Source organism: Aeromonas sp. 602658, assembly GCF_049173005.1.
Taxonomy (GTDB): domain Bacteria; phylum Pseudomonadota; class Gammaproteobacteria; order Enterobacterales; family Aeromonadaceae; genus Aeromonas; species Aeromonas veronii_A.
Window position 1 is genome coordinate 21508 of sequence record NZ_JAAKRF010000034.1, and the last position, 23258, is coordinate 44765.

Below are 23258 nucleotides of genomic sequence, written 5' to 3' on the forward strand. Positions count from 1 at the left end.
GGGTTATCCGGGTCGCATCCTCTATAGCGAACGCCGGTGCGATTTACGCCAGATCCTTTAGCTCGGCAAACAGCGAAGCCCAGGGACTTTTGGCACGATAGAACACCGGGGGCTGGCCAATCGGTGCAGGCAGAGTGACCCGCTGGCCCCCTGTAAAGCGCTGGCCGCTCCAGACATGCGTCCACTGCTCACCTGCAGGCAGGTAAGTTGTCCACTCACGCACATCCCCTTGGTGAACCGGTGCCACCAGCAACTCTGACCCATAGAGGTATTGATCCTGTATGACGTAGACCTCGGGATCATGTTCAAAATGCAGCATCATGGCACGTTGAACCGGATACCCTTTCTCAGCCGCTTCATCCACCAGGCTACGTAAGTAAGGAGTCAGGTGGCAATAAACTCGGGTCATCCGGGCAAAATGCGCCAACGTGCTGCCATCCTGGTCAAACTGGAAGTTCTCATCAGGGCGGTTACCTTCGTGGGTACGCATGACTGGGGTAAAGGCAGCCATTTCAACCCAGCGGTCAAACAGCTCCTTGGTTCGACGGTTGCCAAACAGTGAGGTGTAGCCACCGATATCCGAGTGGTGATACGCGTTCCCCAACATACCGGAGGAGAGCGCCCCCGAGATCACCGTGACCAGACCGTCGTGACGGCTGAAATCGACACATTGATCGCCTGCCCACAGTAGCGGGCAGTATTGCTGCACCCCAGTGTAACCGGCTCGCATAAAGAAAAGGGCATCACCGGTTTGGCCGTTCATCGCGATCGCTTCTGCGTTGCACTGGGCCCACAGAGTCGGCCAGGCATTGTGCATCAGCTTGGCATCGACACCGTTGTGCAGGTAGATGTTATCGGTCGGCAGGTACTCGCCAAAGTCAGCCATCCACCCCTTGATCCCCATGTCCAGCATGTTTTTACGCAGCACGGTATCACGGAACCAGGCCATGGCGTCTGGATTGGTAAAGTCGATACAGCCGCAATAGAATTCGCCAAAGTCGACCAGCGCAACTTGACCATCCTTGTCCAGCGCCATATAGCCGAGCTCTTTGGCGATCGGAAACAGCTTGCCATCTTCACACAGGTAGGGGTTGACGTAGGCCATGAACTCGATGCCCTGGTCATTGAGCTCCTTGATCCTGGCGGGCAGATTGGGGTAGCGATCCTGATGGTGCTGCCAATCCCAGTCCCAGAACAGGCGCTTGCCAAACGAGGTGACCCGCAAGCCGCACCAGTCTTCACTCCACAAACCCGAAACCTTGATACCATGGTCAAGGGCGTTTTCCAGACGACTGAAGGTATTGACCTCTCCCCCCTTCAGACCAAGGATCGCCCCCTTGTAAACCCACTCAGGCAACCTGGGCTGGCGGCCAAACCGGGCGGACAGTTTTTCGATAATGCCCAGATAGCTCTCTGCGGTGCGCAACTCGATGGCCTGCGGGATCGCCCACACTTGCAGCTCATGAAACCCTTCGTGACGAAAATCGAAATCGGCATAAGCGGTGGTGTCGATATGGCAGCTGTATTTACGAGAGGAGACAAACGTGGGTTGCGGATAGTTGGTGTGGTAGTAATCCCCACCGGCTTTGCCCATCACATCGGCTTTCCATTTGATCTCGCTGTGGGGATGGCGACCAACACCGGGCTCTGAGGTCCACAACGGAAAGTGACGGCCACGCAAATCAAAATAGGACATCTGCTCGCCACAACCCCAGACATGCTCTTTACGTTCGGCCGGCAATCTGACCCAAAAGCGGTTATATGCCTCGTCCAGTATGGTCGGATAAAGCATCACATCATCGCCATCACACACCACAGCCACCTGTAGCAAAGCCGGGGTCAAGGCATTCGGGGCAAAAACGAACAGGTTGTTGTCAACCTGTTCGATATGAGTCAATGCGACGCGAGACTCGATGTAGTCTTCGATGTCAAAGTTGCCGCGATAAATTTCCATTTTTTCCCGGCCCTTGCCTATATAAAACGCTGGGGCATCCGCTTGATGAGAAAATAACAACTGCTGCTGGTGCTGAATCGTTAACGCCTGTGACGAAAATTCGAGTTGCATTGCATAAGCTCCTGTTTAGTCGGGCCATCCCCGCTTGCTCGCAAACACAATAATAGCGCTACGATTTCATTTCAATCGCGTAAAACCCAAACAGCGATCTCGATCACCAATCAACACCCGCCACATGAAAACGTTTAGCTCGCTTGCAAGCACTATTTGTAAGAGAATCCTTAACCACCAGCGCAATCTCTCGATCTGGATCCCACTTTTCAACAATCACACTTGCGCCAATAATCGCATCGCTACGATTATTGGGCTGCCGGATGGATTCCACACTATGGAGAATAAAATGGTTGTTCAGGCGCATATCGAAAGCAGACTGCCTTTTAGGGAAAAACTTGCCTATGGCGTCGGCGATTTTGGTTACAACTTTGTATTGAATATCACCACCCTCTACCTGCTTAAATTTCTGACCGATGTAGCAGGTATCAATGCGGCGTGGGCAGGCGTCATCTTTTTGGTGGCGAAAGTGTTCACCGGCTTCACCGACCTGGGCACCGGCATTTTCCTCGACACCCGCAAGAGCTTCGGACCTCGCGGCAAGTTTCGTCCGATGCTGCTCTGGACCATAGTGCCCCTGTTTGTCTGCAATATGTTGCTGTTTTGTAATTTTGAGCTCGACAGCGAGACCAAGACCACCCTGTTCATCGTCTGCTTTATGGCCTTTGGCCTGTTCTTTAGCTTGGGCAATGCCAGCTATGGCGCCATGGTGCCCTCTATGACCAAAAATGTTCAGGATCGCGCAGAGCTGGCAGCATGGCGTCAGGGCGGAGCCAACACCGGCCTGTTGTTAGCCACCGTCGGTTTCATGCCCATCGCCATGTTGTTTGAATCCCAGGAGACCGGCTACATGGTGGCAGCCCTGGCCTACACCTCGGTCGGCTTGGCGGCGGTGCTCTTTTGCTACCTCAACGTCAAAGAACACCACACCATCATAGGTAATGACCCTGACCAGATAGTCGAGAAGCCCACCATCAAGGAGGGGCTCAAGGCGGTACTCAAGAACAACCAGTTGCTGGTGCTGGCAGTAGCCAACCTGCTGACCCTCTCCGCATTCAACGTCAAACTCACCGTGCAGGTCTTCTACGCCCAGTACATTCTGGGTGATGTCTCCATGGTCTCTTACATGAGCTTTGTCAGCATGGGGTGCATCTACCTCGGGGTGTTGTCTGTGCCTGCGCTGGTACGCCGCTTTGGCAAAAAACCTGTCTATCTGGCCGGATTGTGCCTGTGGATCTCCGGCGACATTGCCAACTACCTGTTCGGTGGCACCGTCATGAGTTACGTGCTGTTCACCTCGCTGGCGTTCTTTGGCACCTCTTTCGTCAACAGCCTTAACTGGGCGTTTGTCTCAGATACCGTTGAGTACGGTGAGTGGAAAACCGGTACCCGTACCGAAGGCTTGGTCTACTGCGGCATGACCTTCTTTAGAAAGTGTTCGCAAGCTATCGCAGGGTTCGTCCCCGGGTTTGCTCTGGCACTGGTTGGCTACATGCCCAATGTGGAGCAAACCGATGCCGCCAAAGCCGGGATCACCGGACTGATTTTCATCTACCCGGCAAGCCTGGCCATCGTAACGGCACTGGTGATGGCCCTCTTCTACACCCTCAACGAGCAGCGCTATCAAGAGATCATCGCCAGCCTTGGTGCCCGCCGTGTGGCGACCACCCAAAGCTGACTCTCATGCAACTGGCAGCGGCGTGCTGGCCACGCTGTTGCTCTCTTCAAGGATGTGATCCCATGACATATCGCAATGTGGCAAGTGACCGTCTGGCATGGCAGGAAAAGATGGCCTACGGAGTGGGTGATCTCGGCTATAACTTCCTGCTCAACTGCACAACTCTCTATTTGCTGATCTTCCTGACCGATGTGGCAGCCATTCCGGCAGCATGGGCCGGAGCAATCTTTCTGGTTTCGAAGTTCTTTACCGCCTGCACCGATCTGGTGACCGGCAGCGTGCTGGATAATCGTTCCGAGCTCGGCCCCAGAGGTAAATTTCGCCCCTTCCTGCTCTGGACCATAGTGCCACTGGCTCTTATCAACACCGCCCTGTTTACCAGCGTTGAGCTCCCGGTCATCGCTAAAACAGTACTGTTTACCCTGCTGTTCATGATGTTTGGTGCCTTTTACAGTTTTGGCAATGCCTCCTATGGCGCCATGGTCCCGGCCCTCACCAAGCGACTCCAGGACCGAGCCGAGCTCGCCGCCTGGCGCCAGGGCGGAGCCAATACCGGATTACTGCTCTGCTCGGTGGGGTTCATGCCGCTGGTATTGCTGTTTGACAAACCACAGGTCGGCTATAGCGTTGCGGTACTGATTTATTCGGTCATGGGGGCAGCAGCAGTACTCTTTTGCTACAGCAGAGTTCGTGAACGCCATGTGCTGCCATCGGTTGTCAACGAATCGGGGTTTTCGGCAGTACAAACCAACGCACGGGCCGTGCTGGCAAACCGTCCGCTGGGCATCCTGGCGCTGGCCAATCTGCTGACGCTAGCAGCGTTCAACACCAAGCTGATTGTTCAGGTTTTTTACGCCCAATATGTGATTGGCGACGTATCGATGATCGCCTACATGAGCTTCATCAGCATAGGGTGTATCTACCTGGGTGTATTGCTGGTCCCCTTTGCCGTGCACCGTTTTGGCAAACTGCCTGTCTATCTGGCCGGCATTGGCGTGTGGATATGCGGTGACCTGCTCAACTACCTCTACAGCGAGAGTGCTCTCGATTACATCCTCTTCACCTCCCTGGCCCTGTGGGGATCCGCTTTCGTCAACAGTCTCAACTGGGCGTTCATCTCTGACACCGTCGAGTATGGGGAATGGAAAACCGGCATCCGCACCGAGGGGCTGGTCTACTGCAGTCTGACCTTCTGCCGCAAATGCTCGGCCGCGCTTGCGGGCCTCATTCCCGGGCTGGTGCTGGCATGGTCAGGCTATGTTCCCAACGCGACGCAAAGCACCGAGACCCAAAGCAGCATCGCCAATCTGATGTTTCTCTACCCGATCTGCGCCCTGATTTGCGCTGCAGCCTTGATGTTGCTGTTCTACCCGCTCACTGATGCCCGCTATCAACAGATCGTCCGTGAGCTGGCACAACGCCATGCCCTTGCTTCTCCCCGGAGACCCCATCACCGGATAAATGAGCAATCTACTCCATCGCCTGACAGCCATCCTCTTCGCGCAGGTCAGAATGGCTGAATTTAACATACTGTTTTTATTGAATTAATCCTTAATCAAATCAGACAAAGAGAGCGCTATTCCTATGTCATTCAACAGTGAAAACCTGGCCAAGCTCGATATCTCGGCGCTGCGTAGCCAACGCTGGTATGCCCCCGACACCATCCGTGCCTTCGCTCACCGTCAGCGCAGTCAGCAAAGTGGCTTGAACCGCGACGAATTCATGGGCAAGCCCGTGATCGGGATCATCAATACCTGGAGTGAAATGAGCCCCTGCCATAGCCACCTGCGTGAGCGCGCCGAGGCCGTCAAGCGAGCCGTCTGGGCCGCCGGAGGCTACCCCGTTGAATTGCCCGCGCTGTCGGTCGGGGAAGTATTGGTCAAGCCGACCACCATGCTCTATCGCAACTTTCTTGCGATGGAGGCAGAAGAGCTGCTGCGCCAGCATCCGATCGATGGGGCTGTGCTGCTCGGCGGTTGCGACAAATCCACGCCAGCCCTGCTGATGGGCGCCATTTCGATGGACTTGCCAGTGATCTTCTGCCCCGCCGGCCCCATGTCGAGCGGCAAATGGCGCGGTCATGTCACCGGTGCCGGTACCCATACCAAGAAGTTCTGGGATCAATTGCGCTTGGGGGCCATTACCCAGCATGACTGGATCGAGCTGGAGGGGGCGATGACTCGCTCCATCGGCACCTGCAATACCATGGGCACAGCATCCACCATGACCTCCATCGCCGATGCCATGGGCTTTATGTTGCCGGGGGCCAGCTCCATCCCCGCCGCTGACTCGCGACACGTCCAGATGGCAGCCCAATGCGGCCAAATCATCGTCGACATGGTGTGGCATGATCACAAACCTTCCCGCTGGCTGGCCCGAGCCAACTTCCTCAATGGCGTAGTGGCCTACATGGCGCTCGGCGGCTCCACCAATGCCGCGATCCACATGATTGCGATGGCCAACCGGGCGGGCATCAACCTCACTCTGGAAGACATGGAGTCGGTGGCACGGGAAGTCCCTGTGCTGGCCAATCTGTTTCCCTCTGGTGATCAGTTGATGGAGGAGTTCTTCTTCGCCGGCGGTCTGATGGCCCAGCTGAAAAAGGTGGAGTCATTCCTCCACCTCGATGCGATCGGGGTCACCAATCGTCCCGTTGCACAGTGGATTGCCAACGCGACCTGTTATGACGACAACGTGATCCGCTCGCTAGATAACCCTGTGGTACCGCTCTCCCGTGGATGTGCATTGACAGTATTGCGCGGCAATCTGTGTCCCAACGGGGCTGTGATGAAATCATCTGCCGCTAAACCCGAACTGCGCCACCACAAGGGCCCTGCCATCGTCTTCGACAGCCATCAAGAGCTCTCGGATCGCATCGATGACCCCGCCCTGGAGGTAACCAAGGAATCAGTGATTATCCTGCGCAATGCCGGCCCGGTCGGCGCGCCGGGCATGCCGGAGTGGGGCAACCTGCCGATCCCGAAAAAGCTGCTGCAACAAGGCGTCACTGACATGGTGCGGATTAGCGATGCCCGCATGTCCGGTACTCACTATGGCACCTGTATCCTGCACGTTGCCCCTGAAGCGGCCATTGGTGGCCCACTGGCACTGGTACGTACCGGTGACCTCATCGAGCTCGATATCGCCAATGGCCGCCTCAACATGATGGTCAGTGATGAAGAGCTGGCCGAGCGCCGCCGCACGCTCAAACCGGTACACAAAGTTTATGAACGCTCTTATGCCGCACTCTATCAACAACATGTGACCCAGGCCGATCAGGGCTGTGACTTCGATTTCCTCCAGGCTGGCAGCAAAGTGCCCGAGCCCCCGATTTTCTAAAGGAGCAAACAATGAATCCGTTCAAACTTGCGATTACTCAAGGTCCACGCCCACTGGGCACCTGGATGATGACTGGCAGCGATACGGTGGCGGAAGCCATGGCGACTGTCGGTTTCGATTTCTTGGTGCTGGACCAGGAACATGTGCCGGTCGATAGCCTGGATGCGATCCGTATCGATCGCGCCATTCGTGCCAGCAACCCGGCCACCACCCCACTCTACCGCCTGGCCTGGAACGACACTGTGTTGATCAAACGGGCGCTTGATGGCGGTGCAACGTCGCTGATGGTGCCGTTTGTCAACAGTGCAGCAGAAGCCCGCAAAGCGGTAGAGGCGGCCTACTACCCTCCCCTAGGCAAACGCGGCTTTGCCGCGGTGCATCGTGCGTCCGGTTACGGTGCCGAACCCGAATTCGTGCGTAAAGCCCGGGCAGAGCTCTGCCTTATCCTGCAAATTGAGACCCCTGACGCCATTGATGCCATGGAAGAGATGGCCATTGAAGGAGTGACCGGCTTCTTTATCGGCCCCGGCGATATGAGCGCAGCCATGGGCCATATTGGCAATCCCTCTCACCCCGAGGTGCAAGCCAAGATCCGTGAAGGGCTGGAGAAGTGCCAGCGCTTGGGATTGCCTTGCGGGATCGTCGGTGGCAACCCCGAGCTGGTGAACAAATATCAAGAGATGGGTTTTAGCTTCGTGGCGCTCGGCTCCGACATGAGTTACCTGCTGGCTCGCGCCCGTGAACAGCTCGCCGCGATCCGGGGGGAACGTCTGAGCATATCCGGTGGCGAGGTTTACTGATGAAGAGGCTTCACCGCCAAAGCGGCCCGCTTGATCTGGAGCTCATCCCCGAGCTTGGTGGCGCTATCGGCAAACTGACCTGGCATGGCAGGGAGATCTTGCGCTCCCTGCCCGATGGTCAGAACGTCACGGTCAACCAGGGGGGCTGTTTTCCCCTGGTACCTTACTCCAACCGTATCGCTCATGGACGGTTTCACTTCGCCGGATGTGATTACGCCCTGCTGCGTAACTTTGGCGATCATCCCCACTCAATTCATGGCAACGGCTGGCAGCAGCCATGGCAAGAAGGGGATGCAGATGATGACTCTGTCGTGCTGACCCTGCACCATGATGCACAGGGAGCATCCGCGGCGCAATGGCCCTGGCCTTATCGGGCAACTCAGCGCTTTACCCTGCAAGAGAATACGCTGCATATGGTACTCACTTACCACAATCTGGCCGATCACGCTGTCCCGGCTGGGCTGGGCTTTCACCCCTATTTTCCCCGTGCGGCGCACGCCGAGATCCAGTTCGACGCAGGCGGTGTGGTACTCAACGACCACAAGTCCCTGCCTACTGGTCTCGCGCCAGTACCGACCCAATGGAACTATCGCACTTGGCGCAAACCTGAACCCGCCAGTGTCGATAACTGCTTCCATCACTGGAGTGGCTGTGCACGGGTGCGCTGGCCAGATGAGAAGCTGATGGTGACCCTGAGCTCACCCGATGCGCCTCACGCCATCCTGTTTCTGCCGCCCGCCGATCGTAACTTCATCGCCATCGAGCCGGTTTCTCATATCAATGATGCCATCAACAACGGTGGCTTTGGTGACCCTGCGCTGGCCATGGCCACTGTGCCAGCCAATGGGCAGTTGCAGATCTCCATGCTGCTTGAGGTTTCTCACTATGCCTAATCCTGCTCTGCTACTGGCCGACTACCGCGGCCATCTGCCCGAGTGCCCGACCTGGAGCACTGATGAACAGGCGCTCTACTGGACCGATATTCTCGAGCGTTGCCTGCACCGCTATCACCCCGAAAGCGGCGCCATGACGACAATCCCCTTCCCCGAAGAAGTGGGCTGTTTTGCCCTGCGCGAACAGGGTGGCTTTATCGCAGCGATGCGCACCGGGATCTATCTGTGTGATCAACACGGGAAAATTGAGCGTAAAGTCGCCGATAACCCCAATAACCCAGCGCTGGCCCGTTTTAATGATGGCGGTACCGATCAGGCGGGTCGTTTCTATGCGGGCACTTACTGGAGCCCACGAGATTACAACGGCGCCCTGCTATGCCGGGTTGATGCCGAGCTGCAGATGTCGGTGATCCAGTGCGACATTCTGGGAGCCAATGGCTTGGCATTCAGCCCAGACATGCGCTGGATGTACACCACTGATACCCCCAACCGCCGCCTTTATCGCACTCCGTTGGCCCGCGACGGTTCACTCGGTCAACGGCAACTGCTGCGCGAGTTTGCAGCCCGCGCCGACGAAGGGCGCCCGGATGGGGCTGCAATCGATGTCGAAGGATGCTACTGGAGCGCCCTGTTTGATGGCCATCGTATCGCCCGCTTCTCTGCAGAGGGGGTATTGCTGGCCGAATATCCCTTGCCGGTACGTTGCCCCACCATGGTCTGTTTTGGTGGTGAGGACATGAAGACCCTCTTCATCACTACCACTCGCGAAAATATGGACGTCGCCGAACTGGCAGCACGTCCGCTCTCAGGTGCGCTGTTCAGCATGCGTGTTGACATCGCCGGTCTTGCTAAACCCACATTTAAGGAAAACAACGGATGAAAACTATCGGCTTTATCGGTCTTGGTCTGATGGGCGAAGCGATGTCAAAGAACATCGTCAAAAAATTTGATGGCAATGTGTTGGTATTCGATATCAATCAGGAGGCTGTCGCCCGTGTGGTCGATGCAGGGGCCATCGCCTCCCCTTCCATTGCCAGGTTGGCAGCCGATGCGGATGTGATCATCTCCATGGTACCGCGCTCCGAACACGTCAAAGCGGTCTATACCGAACTGCTGCCACACCTTGGCCCCGGCAAGATCACCATCGACATGTCCACCATTGACCCGGCAGTGTCAATCGCCTTATCCCGCCAGGTAGCAGAAACCGGTGCCGTGATGCTCGATGCGCCCGTGGTCAAATCCGTCCCTGCCGCCGTGGCTGCCGAGCTCGGGATCTACATAGGTGGCGACCTGTCCGCCTACAAAAAGGTCAAGCCATTGCTAGCCATGATGGGCAGCAACCAGATCCACCTGGGGGGCAACGGCCGTGGTTTGATCATGAAGGTGCTGCACAACACCTTGGTCGCCCAAATTCAGAACAGTGTCAACGAAATGCTGGCCACCGCCGATCATTTCGGCATCGATAAAGAGAGCTTCAACACCGCCGTCTCTTACGGTGGCGGCAGCAACTTCTATCTGACCAGCAAGATAGGTGCCCTGATCGCCGAGAACTACAACACTGTCTTCTCGCTGGAGAACATGGCCAAAGATATCGGCATTATGAAGAACCTCATGGGAGAAGAAGCGCTGACCCTGCCCGGAGTCGAATTGGTGAATAACATTTACCAGCAAGGCCTGAATAACGGTTTGGGCCGTGAGGATTTCTGTGCCACTTATAAGTTGGTAAAGCAAAACATTCAATAGCTGGCTGATAAAAACCATCGCATGAGGTAATTAATTTACCTCATGCCAATCGCTGTACGATTTAATATCAACTTACCATTGGCGAGTCAATCACTATGCGTATCCACCCCAAAATATGCTTAATCCCTCTTATATGCTGCAACGCAGCTTTCGCGGGCGGTTATTTTGAAAGCCGTGAGGCATTTAACTTTGCTACCGACCAACATGAGTTATTGTTGCGACTCGGCTATAACTGGGAATCTGGTGCGGGTATTATGGCCAGCAATGCGTATAATACCGATAAACTAGACAAGCTAAAGCACAGTTATAACGAAATTGAAGGGTGGTATCCGCTATTAAATTTAACCACTAAACTCTCGGTCAATGCCGGTGGTTTGGTTAACTCCTCTAGCTCTGGCTCTGGTGGCTCTGCGTATCTGGATGGAAAGTACAACTTTACCGATAACTTTTCCGTTATTGCACGATACCGTTACAATCATCAAAATTATCTAACTACGGATCTTGATGGTTATGGCGATAATAACGATACCAATGAATACGCACTGTATATTGTCAATAAAATAACGCCAGCTTTGACCCATACTTTTGAATCGCACTATTTTTCTCGCGTTAATAATTTCAACAGTGCTAATGGGAAAGATCATCACTGGGAGCTAACCAGTCAAACCCGCTATCGAATCAATCCACAATGGATGCCTTATCTGGAATTACAGTGGTACGATAGAAATATTGCCTATGATGCAGAGGCATACCGGATCCGTATTGGTGTTAAATACTTTTTCTAATGTTGCCAGATGAATTCAATCTATGACTCACGGAGAGCAGTTATGAACTATTCCCAGCAAGTACAATATCACTCTATTGCCGGCAAGGTCGCCGTTATCACAGGTGGCGCCAGTGGCATTGGCGAAGAGTTGGTGCGCGCATTTGTCAGCCAAGGTGCCAAAGTCGCCTTCCTCGATTTTGATAAATCAGCAGGCGAAGCACTCGCGCATGAGCTCGGCTGCCTGTTTCTGTTTTGCGATGTCACCGACCTGACTCTGCTCAAAGCGTGTTTTACGACCATTGAACAACAGCTGGGCAGTGTCGATATCCTGATCAACAACGCGGGCAGCGATGATCACCATAAAATTGAGGATCTGACCGAGGAGTATTTCGAAAACCGCATCAATATCAATCTGCGTCACCAGTTGTTTGCGATCCAAGCCGTGCTGCCAGGCATGGAGCAAAAAGGGAGCGGCAGCATCATCAATATGGGCTCCATCAACTGGATGCGGGGCCGCCCCGGGAGAGTCTGCTACTCCCTGTCAAAAGCCGCCATCCATGGTTTTACCCGTACCCTGGCGCAGGAGTTGGGCGCGAGAGGCATTCGGGTTAACAGCCTGGTACCAGGCGCAATCCGCACCCCCAAACAGGATGCGATGTGGGCGCAACTCGACCCTGCCGCGGTGAACCAGTTTGTCGAACTGCAAGCTCTCAAATTCCGTCTCGATGGCTCACATTGTGCTCGCATGGCCCTCTTCCTGGGGTCTGACGAATCCAATGGCTGTACCGGCCAAGATTTCATTGTTGATGCAGGGCTTACTCTGAACTAGGGCTCTGTCCCAAGGCTGTCTGCTTGAAATGATGAGGTTTGAGCAATATCTGGCTGGCATGGCATTCAACCATGCTGGGCAATCCAGAAGAGGCAAATGCTGCAGATATTGCTTGTTTTTATAGATACGCGCTTGGCTAGATGGGACAGGTCTCGATGCAAATGGGGAAAACGCCATTAATCCGAGCAAGAGTGGTCTCCATGACCCTCTCTTACATCTGAGGGTACCGGAAGAAGATCCCACCATCTTCAGAATGATGCGATCAACTGACATGCAAACCACCAACAGTTGAAATAGTCGGGGCGCATAATAAATCATGCATAAAGAAAAACCCCTGCTCTAAAGCAGGGGTTTACTGTTTGGCGGTGAGGGAGGGATTCGAACCCTCGATACGTTGCCGTATACACACTTTCCAGGCGTGCTCCTTCAGCCACTCGGACACCTCACCAAATTTTTGCTCACTGTTTTATGTGCTTGAGCTGCACATTCGCTGGCGGACCATGCCGCGGCGACGGGGCGTAATGTAAGGGATACGATGGCTTTTGGTCAATGCAATTTTTTACTTTTTGCGTTCGTTTGCTCAATATCCGAACCAAGTGACCAAAAATATGCCGTTTCGTATCCCTTTCAATCAATTTACTGCCGCTTCGTGCAAATGTTCACCTTTGAGCGCCTCTTCCAGCGAGCCGTAGAATTCCAGCTTGCCGGGCTGCGGCCGCACCTTGGCACGGGCCAGGGTCTTGAGCGGTTGGAACTGCAACTCGGCCACCCGCAACTCGACCCCGGCTTTGGCCATCTGCTTGCCAAAGTGGAGGAAGGCAGACAGGCCGCCCGCATCGAGGATGGAAACCGCCTCCATCTGCAACACCAGCACCTGGTGCCCTTTCACTTGCGCTTCCAGCTCGGCAAAGACCCGTTCGGCCGCGGCAAAGAAGAGCGGGCCGTTGATCTTGTAGAGCAGGCCGTTGTCCGGCACCTCGTGGGCATAGCGCTTGTGCTCGGCCAAATCGTGCAGTTTGGTCATCTTGGCGATTTCACGCATAAAGAGCAGGGAGGCCAGGATCACCCCGAAGGTGATGGCGATGACCATGTCGAAAATGACGGTGAGTGACAGGCAGACCAGCAGCACCAGCACATCGGATTTGGGAGCGCGACGGATCAGCTCCACCACCTTGTGCGCTTCACTCATGTTCCAGGCCACGATGAGCAGCAAGGCAGCCATGGCCGAGAGCGGCAACCAGGAGAGCCAGGGGGCCAGCACCAGAATGGCGGCCAGCACCACCAGCGCATGGACGATCCCCGAGATGGGGGACGTAGCACCGGCACGCACGTTGGCGGCAGAGCGAGCGATAGCGGCGGTAGCGGTAATGCCGCCAAAGAAGGGGGCGAAGATATTGCCAAGCCCCTGCCCCACCAGCTCGGCGTTGGAGCTGTGTTTGCGACCGGTCATGCCATCGAGCACCACAGCGCAGAGCAGCGACTCGATCGCCCCCAGCATCGCCATGGAGAAGGCGGCAGGCAGCAGCCGCTCAACAGCCGCCAGGTTCCATTCAACTGGCAAGCCATCAGGTCCGGGCAAGGCCCAGGGCATCACCAGGGTCGGCGCGATGGGCGGGATCCCCATCCCCTGGGTGCCATCGGCCAGGGTATAGCTGAACTTGCTGCCGATGGTGGCCACATCCACCCCAAAGTAATGGAGGCCAAAACCCAGACCTACCCCGACCAGCACCGCGGGCAAGTGGCCGGGCACAGGCAGACGCAGGCGTGGCCAGAGCAGCAGCACGGCCAGTGTTGCGACCCCCACCAGGGTATCGCCCCACTGCCAGCTTGGCAGGGCAGCGGCCAGCGCTTCGACCTTGCCCAGATAGGTTTCCGGCATCTCGGGCACGCTCAGGCCGAAGAAGTCCTTGATCTGCAAGGTGGCGATCACGATGGCGATACCACCGGTAAAGCCCAGCGTCACTGACGGGGGAATGTACTCGATAAGGCGGCCAAGACGGGCCATCCCCATCGCCACCAGAAAGAGGCCTGAGATGAGCGTCGCCATCAACAGACCGCCAACCCCGAACTGCTGGGCGACCGGATAGAGGATCACCACAAAGGCAGCGGTCGGGCCGGAGATGGAGTAGCGGGAGCCACCGGTCACGGCGATCACGATTCCGGCAATGATGGCGGTATAGAGACCGTGTTGCGGTGGCACACCGCTGGCGATGGCCAGTGCCATGGCGAGCGGGATGGCGATGATGCCCACCGTCACACCGGCGATAAGATCACGGCCGAAGCGGGCCATGCTGTAGGGTTCATCAATACAGGACTGGCGTAAGGCTATGGCGAGCTTCACGCTATTTAAAGAGGCTTGCTTGTGCATGTATATCGTAATACCAGAAGAGGGAGATAAAGGCCGGAGAGATCCGGCGCCCGATCATCATCAAGGGCCGGCAGGGCTGTCGACGCGGCGATGGTATCCTGCGTAACCTTACTCCAGACGGGTCATTTTTTCGATGGGCAGGATCAATGAAAAGCACTCTGCCCCATGATTTGGCCCATTTACCGCCAAATCGCCGATCTTGACTCCAGCTCTCCCCCTTTTAGCCACAAAGATTACCATTTGAGCCTCACCTGGTTACCAGCACGTTCGCGACATCATGCTGTCATCATCAGGTTGATGCGAACCGAACCAATGCCCCCTGCGCCGGTTGGGGGGAGCGGTGGCAAGGGACTGATTGTGCTGAAAATAAACCGCAAAGCGCAACTTTTGGGCAAACAGTCCGAAAATCCGGTTTTCGAGAAATTCGCGGGTTGACACCCGCCGCCCTGGTCATTAATATTCGCCCCGTCTTAACGAGACAGGCAATTCCTCCTTAGTTCAGTCGGTAGAACGGCGGACTGTTAATCCGTATGTCACTGGTTCAAGTCCAGTAGGAGGAGCCAATTCCCTCGTAGTTCAGTCGGTAGAACGGCGGACTGTTAATCCGTATGTCACAGGTTCAAGTCCTGTCGAGGGAGCCAAATTCTAAAGCCCAGCCTTTTGGCTGGGCTTTTTCGTATCTGCCTCAGAAGAGTCTAGAGAAGCCTAGATTACTCATCCCCACACTGGGGGCTGTCACGTCCACAAACAGGTCAATACCACGCCACAACCTAGCATGCTCACGGAGTGCTTGCTGATAGGCCCAAGTGGCGATGGCGGTAGAACGCACGGCGTCGACGCTCACCAGAGGGGCCAGCTCGTCAGTGAGGTACGCCCCGTGAGTCAGGATATTCTGCTCGTACCAGGCATCCCTGTGCTCGGGAGCGGCGAGAAAATCCCGTTTGCTCCGGTTACAGTTGGCGTGTGCCAGTACGAAGTTGTGGCCCAAATCGATTGGATAACGACGCCAGGGGATGAAATGGTCTACCTCGCCATTCCCGTGTATCGCCTTGTTACAGTAAAAACAGGTTCCCGCCTGCAAGTCCCTCAAAACCTCCCCCACTCGCCCCAGCGCCTGACGGCTTGAACCAAAGAGAAAATTCTCCAGCCCCACACTGGGGCCAATCAGTGGCTGATTCCCCTTGATGTCGCAGATAAGCTGTAACCAATGCTGTCGGGAGAGGGAGACCACCAGATCGTAAAAGCGGTGGAGACAGTAGAGAATGCCGGGGTTAAGGCAGATATGATCCGCGCCCCTTTGGTGCGGATAGAGGTGGCACTCCTCTCGCCCACCCAGGATCTGCAGACGCCACAAGGGTCCCTCAACAAGGATGCGCCGAACTCGGGCAAGAAGAGGCCGCCAGGCGTCGTGACGACGCAGTGCAGTTACCGAGCGGACCCCCTCTTCACGCAGCCGGGACAACTCCGTCAGCATGATGGCCTGACGACCGCTGCTCTGTTTGAGCAAGGTGGCCGTTTCTCCCGTCGCCGAGTAGGGCAGACTGTGCTGCCAATAGAGCTCCACAAACTTGGTGGCCAGTTCGTCCAGCGTAATAGTGCGCGCCGCCATCAGCTCATGGGTCTCGGTACTGCGCTCAAGTGCGATATCTGCAATCCCGTGAAGCAAGGCGCACTTGTAAGTGGCAACAAAGTCGCCTTCGGTAAAGATGCGCTGCAGATAGGCAATAAAAGAGAGTTGCTGCTCAGGGGAAGCGTGCATGTTCGCCCCCAAGGATCAGACTCTGCCAACTCAAGCCGCTACGCGCCAAGGCATCCCCCTGTGGTTCTGACACATGGAGCAGTGTCATCCCCCCCTCCAATGCAAGCCGCTCCACTTCATCGACAGCTACCGGATACATGGCTCGCTCCCGCATCTCCTGCTCCGAGATAACCAGGCGCAGACTCAGTACCAGATAACCATCTGGTGAGAGCAGCTCATGAAGACGTGCCAGCGCCAAGGGACGAGACTTCGGGGGTAGATGCATCCAGACAGCACTGAGCAAAATCAGATCAAAAGTGCCCGTCACGCGAGAGAGAGCAGGCATAGCGTCATTGACCCACGTCACCGCAGCCTCACGGGTATGACATTGCCCCTGTAGAGCGAGTGCCTGACAGGGCTCGACAGCGACCACACAGTGGCCCCGATGGAGCCCGGCTAAAAACGCGGCATCACGACCCCTGCCAGCCCCCACATCGAGCAACCTGCGCGGCGCAGCCAAAAACCAAGGTTCCAGCAGAGTGAGCCAGTCGCCGTGAACAGCGCGAGCAGATACCTGCTGGTAACGGGTCGCCAATTCGGTGGCGTGGCGCTGGTAGTAATCGAGGGACACAACGCGTTCCGATTGGAGAAGGAAGGGAAATAGTCTCACAAGATCAGTGGGTTGACCATGACAAGGACGACACTTTACAGACATGAACGATTAAGGGGGCAGAGGCATTTACAAAAACGGGATGCCAGCCAAAAGAACTGAGACCAGAGGGCTCTGAATGATGCCACCATTCAACATTTCGGGTAATATTCGGCCAACTCACTGATCTCTTGGCACTTATTATCGCCATGAGAGTTCAACGCCAGATGGAGATGGCTATTAATGAACTCGACTGATGTCGTGACCCTGTTTGGGGATGACAAAATTCTTTCCTTTGACCTTGAACTGACCCGGGATGAAAAACTCCGTCATCTGGGGGCGCTCCTAGCTGGTCGTGAACTCAATCTCAAGGGCCCGCAGGATCTCGCACTCAAGGAGTTAAATGCGCTGGCACAAGGGGCGGATGTGATCCTTGGTCACAATATTCTCGATTTTGATCTCCCCTGGTTGGCCAAACAGGCTGTACGCCCTCAGTTACTTCTCGAAAAGCCGGTAATAGATACCCTCTATCTATCTCCCCTTGCCTTTCCCAAAAACCCCTATCACCGCTTGGTCAAGGATTACAAACTGGTTCGGGATACCCTCAATGATCCGGTCGCGGATGCAAGGCTCGCATTGCAGATTTTCTCGGAACAGCTGATAGCACTACAAGCCTTACCCCTGTCCCAATTGCAGCTTTATCAATATCTGTTCGACCAGGGAGTCATGGCGCAATTTAACACTCAGGGTCTGTCACTGGTGTTTGCCAGACTGACAGGCCGCCCGCCAGTGCGGGTCTCGGAGCTACCCACTCTCATCAAGAGCATTGCCCATGAGAAAGCGTGCCCCAATCAGCTCAACCGGGTGATTGGCGATGCCCTGCGTCAACCTATGCAGCTGTTACCGTTGGCTTATGCCTGCGCCTGGTTGCCCGTTTCCGGCGGCAACTCTGTGCTGCCTCCCTGGATTTGGCGCCGCTTCCCCCAGACCGCAGAGATCATTCACACAGTTCGTGAACGTCACTGCGGTCATGCTGACTGCAGCTATTGTCAGGAGAACCACGATGCACGCCGCCATCTGCAGCGAATCTTCGAGCTCGACAACTTCCGCAACCTGCCTGATGGGACGCCATTGCAGAAGACCTTGATCGAGGAAGCCATGGCTGGCGTCGCACTGCTCGGCATACTCCCTACCAGCGGTGGCAAGTCGCTCTGCTACCAGCTCCCGGCACTGGTGCGTAACCAGCGAAGCGGTGCTCTCACGGTCGTGATATCCCCCCTGCAGGCACTGATGAAAGATCAAGTGGACAACCTTAAACACAAGGCCGGTATTGAAGGGGTTGCCGCTATCTCGGGGCTGCTGACGCTACCAGAGCGAGGCGCGATTCTTGAACAGATCCGCATGGGGGATATCGCCTTGCTCTATATCTCCCCCGAGCAGTTGCGCAACCGCACAGTCAAACAAGCAATACGACAACGTCAAATCGGTGGCTGGGTATTTGACGAAGCGCACTGCCTGTCGAAATGGGGACATGATTTTCGCCCTGACTATCTCTACTGCGCCAAGGCCATCGCCACAATTGCCAAGGAACAGCAGGTCCCCATGCCTCCTGTCTTCTGCTATACCGCGACCGCCAAACCGGATGTGATTGAGGATATTTGCGCCCAGTTTCTCGACAAACAGCCCCGACCTCTTCTCAGACTGGAAGGCGGGGTTGAACGTACCAACCTCGAATATGCCGTCGTTGAGTGCCCCGGTCTCAATAAACAGGGCCATATCCTTAACCTGCTCGAGCAGTTCTTCGGTGAGGCAAAGCCCGGTTCCTGCGTTATCTACTGCGCAACCAAGCGCAGCGTGGACGAGCTGGCCGATTTCCTCGGTCAGCAACAATCCCTCCCTGTCTCGCGCTTTTACGCCCGCATGGACAGTGCCCAGAAGAAAACCACCCTCGAACAATTTATCAATGGCGAGATCCGGGTCATCTGCGCGACCAATGCCTTCGGGATGGGGATCGACAAGGATGATGTGCGTTTGGTCATCCATGCCGATATCCCCGGCTCGCTAGAGAACTATTTGCAGGAAGCGGGGCGAGCTGGCCGCGATACAGCACAAGCTCACTGCGTACTGCTGTTTGATGAACAGGATATCGAGAAACAGTTCCAGCTCGAGGCCATGAGTGAAGTCAGCCTGCGCGATATCAAACAGATCCTGCGCGGAATAAGACTCAGGGCCAGCAAAGGAGGCAAGCAGGATAACAACTCGCCACTGGTCGCCACCAGTGCAGAGCTTATCAACCAGCCAGAGGTGGAAACCAGCTTCGCTGCCGATGACAGCAATGCGGATACCAAGGTCAAGACAGCTATTGCCTGGCTCGAACGAGCGGGCTATCTGGAACGTAGCGACAACATCACTCAGGTTTTTCAGGGGCGCCCTCTGTTTGCTTCCACAGAAGAGGCAATGAAAAGGGTAGACAGTCTGAAACTGGCTCCCAAGGCCAAAGCCATCTGGCAATCTGTTATCCAGGCGCTGATGAGTGCTGCCGATGATGATGGTCTCAGTGCCGATGCCATTGCCGAAGAGGCAGGCCAATACATGGCAGACAAGGGAAGTGGTGTTCAGGCCAGTGAAGTGATGCGGGTACTCACCCAGATGGCGGATGTCGGTCTTCTCTCTCAGGGGATGTTACTGACTACCTGGCTTCGCCCCAAAGGAAGAGACAATGCCAGGGTGCTCTGCGGACAAGTACACAGTATTGAAAAGGCGATGCTGGACACCTTGCGTGAACAAGAGCCCGAACCTGATACAGGGCAAGGGCTGATCTTTAACATTCGACTGGTCAATCAGGCCATCAAAGATCTGGGGCATGAACGGTGTAACCCTGGCTTGCTGCGCAATTTGCTGACCAGCTGGGCCCAGGATGGTCGCTCGGGGGGCGAGAAAGGCTCCATTGATGTCAAATATCTCTCTCGGGATCTTTACCAACTCACCTTCAACCGAACCTGGTTCCAGATTGAGCAGACAATTGATCAACGCCATCGCGTCACTGGCGCCACCCTCTATTTTCTCTACACCCTGTTGGCAAGCAGCGAAGAGAGTGTCCAGCGCCAGGTGATGCTGTCATTTGCCCTGGAGCAACTGGTCAAATACCTGCGAGAAGACATGGATGTGGCTCAGCTCATGAACAAGCGGGAGGCAAGCAGCCAGCAGGAGTGGTTGCTCAAAGGGGCAGAGCGGGCACTGCTCTACCTGCATGAGCAACACGCCATCGTGCTGCAAAATGGTCTTGCAGTGTTCCGAAGCGCCATGACCCTCACTCTGACGGCTGAGCGGCAGCAACAATACAACAAGGCAGACTATCAGCCGCTTGAGCATCACTATCGCCAGAAGGTGATTCAGATCCATGTGATGAATGAATACGCCCGCATCAGCCTGGAACACTTCAAGAAAGCCAAAAAGCTGGTAACAGACTACTTCTCCATGGAAGCTGACAAGTTCCTCGGTCACTACTTCAAAGGGCGCAACAAAATCCTGGAGCTGGCGACCAGCGAACACTCCTGGAAGCGCATTGTCGAAGATCTTCACAACCGTGCCCAGGAGCAGATCGTTCAGGCACCGCCCGAGCAAAACTTGCTGGTACTGGCAGGCCCGGGGTCAGGCAAGAGCAAGGTGATTATTCACCGCTGCGCCTATCTGATGCGGGTCAAGCAGATCTCCCCATCGCGGATCATGTTGCTCTGTTACAACCATAATGCGGCGATGTCCCTGCGCCGACGCCTGACCGAGTTGCTGGGGCGTGACGGAGCACGGGTCTCGGTATGCACCTTTCACGGTCTCGCGATGAGCCTGACAGGCAATGCGGTGCAAAACCGGACATCCGACGATATCGACTTTACCACCATCATTGATGACGCTATCAAGCTGCTCCGGGGAGAGCAAAGCCAGCTCGGTCTAGAGTTGGAAGAGCAGCGGGAAAAGCTGTTGGGGGGTCTGCAATTCCTGCTCGTCGACGAGTACCAGGATATTGACGAACAGCAGTACCAACTGATCGCTGCACTGGTTGGAAAAAGCGAAGAAGATGAAGAAGCGCGACTGCACCTGATGGCAGTGGGTGATGATGACCAATCGATCTACGCCTTTCGCGACGCGAACGTCAGCTTTATTCGCCGCTTTGAGCAAGACTACAACGCCCAGACTCACTTCCTGACCTGGAACTATCGTTCCACCGCCCACATCATCGAGACCTCCAACCGCCTGATTGAGCACAATCAGGATCGCATGAAGCGTACACATCCCATCGAGATCGACGACAGGCGCAAGATGGAAGTGGCAGGGGGGCACTGGGAGGGGATGGAGACAGCACAGGGTCGCGTCATCATCCAGCAGTGCCAGGATGCCGCCCAACAGGCAGCCGAGGTCGTGAGACATATCGCGCTTATCCGTGAGAAGACTCCCACTTGCCCGCTGGAATCTATCGCCGTGCTGGCCCGTAATGGGCTGGAGAAGGAGGAACTGGCCTGGGTTCGCTCGGCGCTGGCAGATGCCGATATTCCCTGTCGTTTTACTCTGGATAAAGAGAACGGTTTTCCTGTGCATCGCTGCCGTGAAATCTTGCGCTATCAGAATTGGCTACAACAGCAAGGTCATGCCCTGCTGACAGCGGAGCAACTTGCAGCCCCTCTCCCTCCACTCTCACTGGCCAACCGTTGGGAGGAGCTACTGCACGATCTGATTGCTCAATGGCAAGCCAGCCAGGGAGAGCACGCTCTTTCTGCCCACCACTTCCTGATGTTCCTCTACGAGTATTTGAGCGAGCAAAAGCGCCAGATCCGCTTCGGTAAAGGGGTATTGTTAAGTACGGTACATGGGGTTAAGGGGGAGGAGTATCGCCATGTGATACTTCTCGACGGCGGCTGGCAACGCGCGGCGGAGCTATCGACCAGTAATCTGGAAGAAGAGCGGCGCCTCTTCTATGTGGGGATGACACGTGCTATCGAAAGGCTGGTTCTCATGGCTCGCCACGATCAACGTAATCCCCATATTCCACTGATCGCCTCCCACTGCTACGTGCAGAGACCTAACGCAACCCGACCGGACAGACTACGCCGCTTCGCCATGATGGGTATGTCGCAACTGGTGTTGGGCTATGCCGGACGCAGTAGCGAGACTCATCGTATCCACCGCCTGCTCAGTCAGATAAAGGTTGGCGATGCCGTGCGTATCGCTCCCGATAAAAACAACAAGCTTCATGTGTATCACCAGAATCACGAAATAGCTCGCCTCTCCCTGCTCGGCGAAGAGACCTGGAAATTCGACATGAATAGCATCCGTGAAGCCCGAGTGATTGCTCTGGTGGAACGACGTAAAGAACAGGAGAAAGAAGAGTATCAACCCAAGATGCGCAGCGAACGTTGGGAGATCCCCATAATCGAGCTGGAGTTATGAACCAAACTGGTAGCCCCCCATGCTACCGGGATAGACCTTCACGACTTGCAGCACCAGCTGTGCCGGTACTGCAATAGGTGATACTGAAAGCTTGGTGACTTGACGACACGTCGCTGCCAATAGCCTCAATTCAGGTCATAATGTAGTGGTCAACTAAATCCGGACACTTGGTTAGGCCGTTTTTCGGCTTTTGCTGGCGGTATCCCGTTATTGTGGCAATGTGGACGCCGCCAGTTGTAGTCATCCATCAGGTAATAACTGATATCCCGCTTTGCCTCCCGTATGCTCATGTATCCCATAGCCGGGAGCCACTCTGACTTCAGGCTTCTGAACAGTCGCTCCATCGGGGCGTTATCCCAGCAGTTTCCACGCCGACTCATGCTCTGGGTTATGCGATAGCGCCACACTCGTTGCCGAAATGCCCGGCTACCATATTGGCTGCCTTGGTCAGAGTGAAATAGCACACCGGATGGGCAACCCCGCTGCTGATAGGCCATTTCCAGTGCTTTGATTGCCAATTCTGCATCAGGTTTATCAGACATCGCCCAGCCCACGACCCGCCGGGTGTACAGGTCAAGCACCGCTGCCAGGTAATGCCAACGACCACCTGCCCAGACGTAGGTGATATCGCTACACCACACCTGATTGGGTTGCTGGACATCAAATTCCCGGGCCAGCAGATTGGGAATGTCCGGTCGTTCAGACTGTGCCACTTGATAACGGTGTGCGCCCGGCTGTTTGGATACCAGCCCGGCTTCCTTCATCAGGTTGCGTACTTTGAATCGGCCAATCTGATACCCCAACTCTCGCATCATCGACATCAAGGCGCGGCTGCCCGCTGAGTTCCGGCTTTCTTTGAACAACCTGCGGTTCACGGTTAATCGCCCGCCTGCGGGCCAGATAATCGTAAAAACAGGAGGTGGGAACATCGAAAGCGCGGCAGACCAG

At 55.6% G+C, this 23258-nt stretch carries 15 protein-coding genes, 3 tRNA genes and 1 pseudogene; 12 read left to right on the top strand and 7 right to left on the bottom strand.

What is annotated here, in order from left to right; translation table 11 throughout:
* Positions 1-43: 43 nt before the first annotated feature.
* On the bottom strand, positions 44-2065 hold the full coding sequence (locus G5253_RS17380) for an alpha-glucosidase (RefSeq protein ID WP_266134805.1): 2022 nt from the start codon (positions 2063-2065) through the stop codon (positions 44-46).
* Positions 2066-2168: 103 nt separating this feature from the next.
* Complete coding sequence (locus tag G5253_RS17385) at positions 2169-2372, bottom strand: hypothetical protein (protein ID WP_227342643.1); 204 nt, start codon at positions 2370-2372, stop codon at positions 2169-2171.
* Between G5253_RS17385 and G5253_RS17390 the strand changes: the two genes are divergently transcribed.
* From G5253_RS17390 to G5253_RS17430, 9 genes are all read left to right on the top strand, one after another.
* On the top strand, positions 2355-3743 hold the full coding sequence (locus tag G5253_RS17390; protein ID WP_041234289.1) for a glycoside-pentoside-hexuronide (GPH):cation symporter: 1389 nt from the start codon (positions 2355-2357) through the stop codon (positions 3741-3743). The genes G5253_RS17385 and G5253_RS17390 overlap by 18 nt on opposite strands.
* A gap of 62 nt (positions 3744-3805) precedes the next feature.
* A complete protein-coding gene (locus G5253_RS17395) occupies positions 3806-5263 on the top strand; it encodes a glycoside-pentoside-hexuronide (GPH):cation symporter (protein WP_216953426.1) in 1458 nt (485 codons plus the stop codon).
* Positions 5264-5327: 64 nt separating this feature from the next.
* Complete coding sequence (araD, locus tag G5253_RS17400; RefSeq protein WP_266134804.1) at positions 5328-7082, top strand: L-arabinonate dehydratase; 1755 nt, start codon at positions 5328-5330, stop codon at positions 7080-7082.
* An 11-nt stretch (positions 7083-7093) separates the two neighbouring features.
* Entirely contained in the window at positions 7094-7882 is a 789-nt protein-coding gene (locus G5253_RS17405) for an HpcH/HpaI aldolase family protein (RefSeq protein WP_266134803.1), read from the top strand.
* The gene (locus G5253_RS17410; protein WP_266134802.1) at positions 7882-8775 is read left to right on the top strand and encodes an aldose 1-epimerase; all 894 of its coding nucleotides are present in this window, start codon (positions 7882-7884) and stop codon (positions 8773-8775) included. The genes G5253_RS17405 and G5253_RS17410 overlap by 1 nt, the downstream gene beginning before the upstream one ends.
* Entirely contained in the window at positions 8768-9655 is an 888-nt protein-coding gene (locus G5253_RS17415) for an SMP-30/gluconolactonase/LRE family protein (RefSeq protein WP_266134801.1), read from the top strand. The genes G5253_RS17410 and G5253_RS17415 overlap by 8 nt, the downstream gene beginning before the upstream one ends.
* Positions 9652-10518, top strand: coding sequence for an NAD(P)-dependent oxidoreductase (locus G5253_RS17420; protein ID WP_069556391.1), 867 nt, complete (start codon positions 9652-9654; stop codon positions 10516-10518). The genes G5253_RS17415 and G5253_RS17420 overlap by 4 nt, the downstream gene beginning before the upstream one ends.
* Positions 10519-10613: 95 nt before the next feature.
* Positions 10614-11303, top strand: coding sequence for a porin OmpL (gene ompL, locus G5253_RS17425; protein WP_216953422.1), 690 nt, complete (start codon positions 10614-10616; stop codon positions 11301-11303).
* 42 nt (positions 11304-11345) lie between these two features.
* Positions 11346-12113 (top strand): SDR family NAD(P)-dependent oxidoreductase, encoded by a 768-nt coding sequence (locus G5253_RS17430; protein ID WP_266134800.1) that lies wholly within the window; start codon positions 11346-11348, stop codon positions 12111-12113.
* 360 nt (positions 12114-12473) lie between these two features.
* Here the strand turns inward: G5253_RS17430 and G5253_RS17435 are convergent.
* Positions 12474-12561: transfer RNA gene (locus G5253_RS17435), tRNA-Ser, on the bottom strand.
* A 183-nt stretch (positions 12562-12744) separates the two neighbouring features.
* Complete coding sequence (gene dauA, locus G5253_RS17440) at positions 12745-14481, bottom strand: C4-dicarboxylic acid transporter DauA (protein WP_069528347.1); 1737 nt, start codon at positions 14479-14481, stop codon at positions 12745-12747.
* Positions 14482-14968: 487 nt separating this feature from the next.
* Between dauA and G5253_RS17445 the strand changes: the two genes are divergently transcribed.
* Together G5253_RS17445 and G5253_RS17450 are read left to right on the top strand one after the other, a co-directional pair.
* Positions 14969-15044 (top strand) — tRNA-Asn (locus G5253_RS17445).
* 2 nt (positions 15045-15046) lie between these two features.
* Positions 15047-15122, top strand: a tRNA-Asn gene (locus tag G5253_RS17450).
* A 44-nt stretch (positions 15123-15166) separates the two neighbouring features.
* Here the strand turns inward: G5253_RS17450 and G5253_RS17455 are convergent.
* Entirely contained in the window at positions 15167-16240 is a 1074-nt protein-coding gene (locus G5253_RS17455) for an HNH endonuclease (RefSeq protein WP_266134799.1), read from the bottom strand.
* Positions 16224-16850, bottom strand: coding sequence for a class I SAM-dependent methyltransferase (locus G5253_RS17460; RefSeq protein ID WP_266134798.1), 627 nt, complete (start codon positions 16848-16850; stop codon positions 16224-16226). Before G5253_RS17460 ends, G5253_RS17455 begins: the two co-directional genes overlap by 17 nt.
* 261 nt (positions 16851-17111) lie before the next feature.
* Here G5253_RS17460 and G5253_RS17465 point away from each other — a divergent pair, with 261 nt between their 5' ends.
* Positions 17112-22310, top strand: a complete 5199-nt coding sequence (locus G5253_RS17465; protein WP_266134797.1) for a RecQ family ATP-dependent DNA helicase — start codon at positions 17112-17114, stop codon at positions 22308-22310.
* A 149-nt stretch (positions 22311-22459) separates the two neighbouring features.
* Here G5253_RS17465 and G5253_RS17470 read toward each other — a convergent pair.
* Positions 22460-23258, bottom strand: a pseudogene (locus G5253_RS17470) (IS3 family transposase); the annotation flags it as partial.

Excerpts from the sequence above, each read along its gene's own strand:
- G5253_RS17380 (WP_266134805.1), bottom strand. The coding sequence starts at position 2,065 with ATGCAACTCGAATTTTCGTCACAGGCGTTAACGATTCAGCACCAGCAG.
- G5253_RS17390 (WP_041234289.1), top strand. The coding sequence starts at position 2,355 with ATGGTTGTTCAGGCGCATATCGAAAGCAGACTGCCTTTTAGGGAAAAA.
- G5253_RS17385 (WP_227342643.1), bottom strand. The coding sequence starts at position 2,372 with ATGCGCCTGAACAACCATTTTATTCTCCATAGTGTGGAATCCATCCGG.
- G5253_RS17395 (WP_216953426.1), top strand. The coding sequence starts at position 3,806 with ATGACATATCGCAATGTGGCAAGTGACCGTCTGGCATGGCAGGAAAAG.
- araD (WP_266134804.1), top strand. The coding sequence starts at position 5,328 with ATGTCATTCAACAGTGAAAACCTGGCCAAGCTCGATATCTCGGCGCTG.
- G5253_RS17405 (WP_266134803.1), top strand. The coding sequence starts at position 7,094 with ATGAATCCGTTCAAACTTGCGATTACTCAAGGTCCACGCCCACTGGGC.
- G5253_RS17410 (WP_266134802.1), top strand. The coding sequence starts at position 7,882 with ATGAAGAGGCTTCACCGCCAAAGCGGCCCGCTTGATCTGGAGCTCATC.
- G5253_RS17415 (WP_266134801.1), top strand. The coding sequence starts at position 8,768 with ATGCCTAATCCTGCTCTGCTACTGGCCGACTACCGCGGCCATCTGCCC.
- G5253_RS17420 (WP_069556391.1), top strand. The coding sequence starts at position 9,652 with ATGAAAACTATCGGCTTTATCGGTCTTGGTCTGATGGGCGAAGCGATG.
- ompL (WP_216953422.1), top strand. The coding sequence starts at position 10,614 with ATGCGTATCCACCCCAAAATATGCTTAATCCCTCTTATATGCTGCAAC.
- G5253_RS17430 (WP_266134800.1), top strand. The coding sequence starts at position 11,346 with ATGAACTATTCCCAGCAAGTACAATATCACTCTATTGCCGGCAAGGTC.
- dauA (WP_069528347.1), bottom strand. The coding sequence starts at position 14,481 with ATGCACAAGCAAGCCTCTTTAAATAGCGTGAAGCTCGCCATAGCCTTA.
- G5253_RS17455 (WP_266134799.1), bottom strand. The coding sequence starts at position 16,240 with ATGCACGCTTCCCCTGAGCAGCAACTCTCTTTTATTGCCTATCTGCAG.
- G5253_RS17465 (WP_266134797.1), top strand. The coding sequence starts at position 17,112 with ATGAACTCGACTGATGTCGTGACCCTGTTTGGGGATGACAAAATTCTT.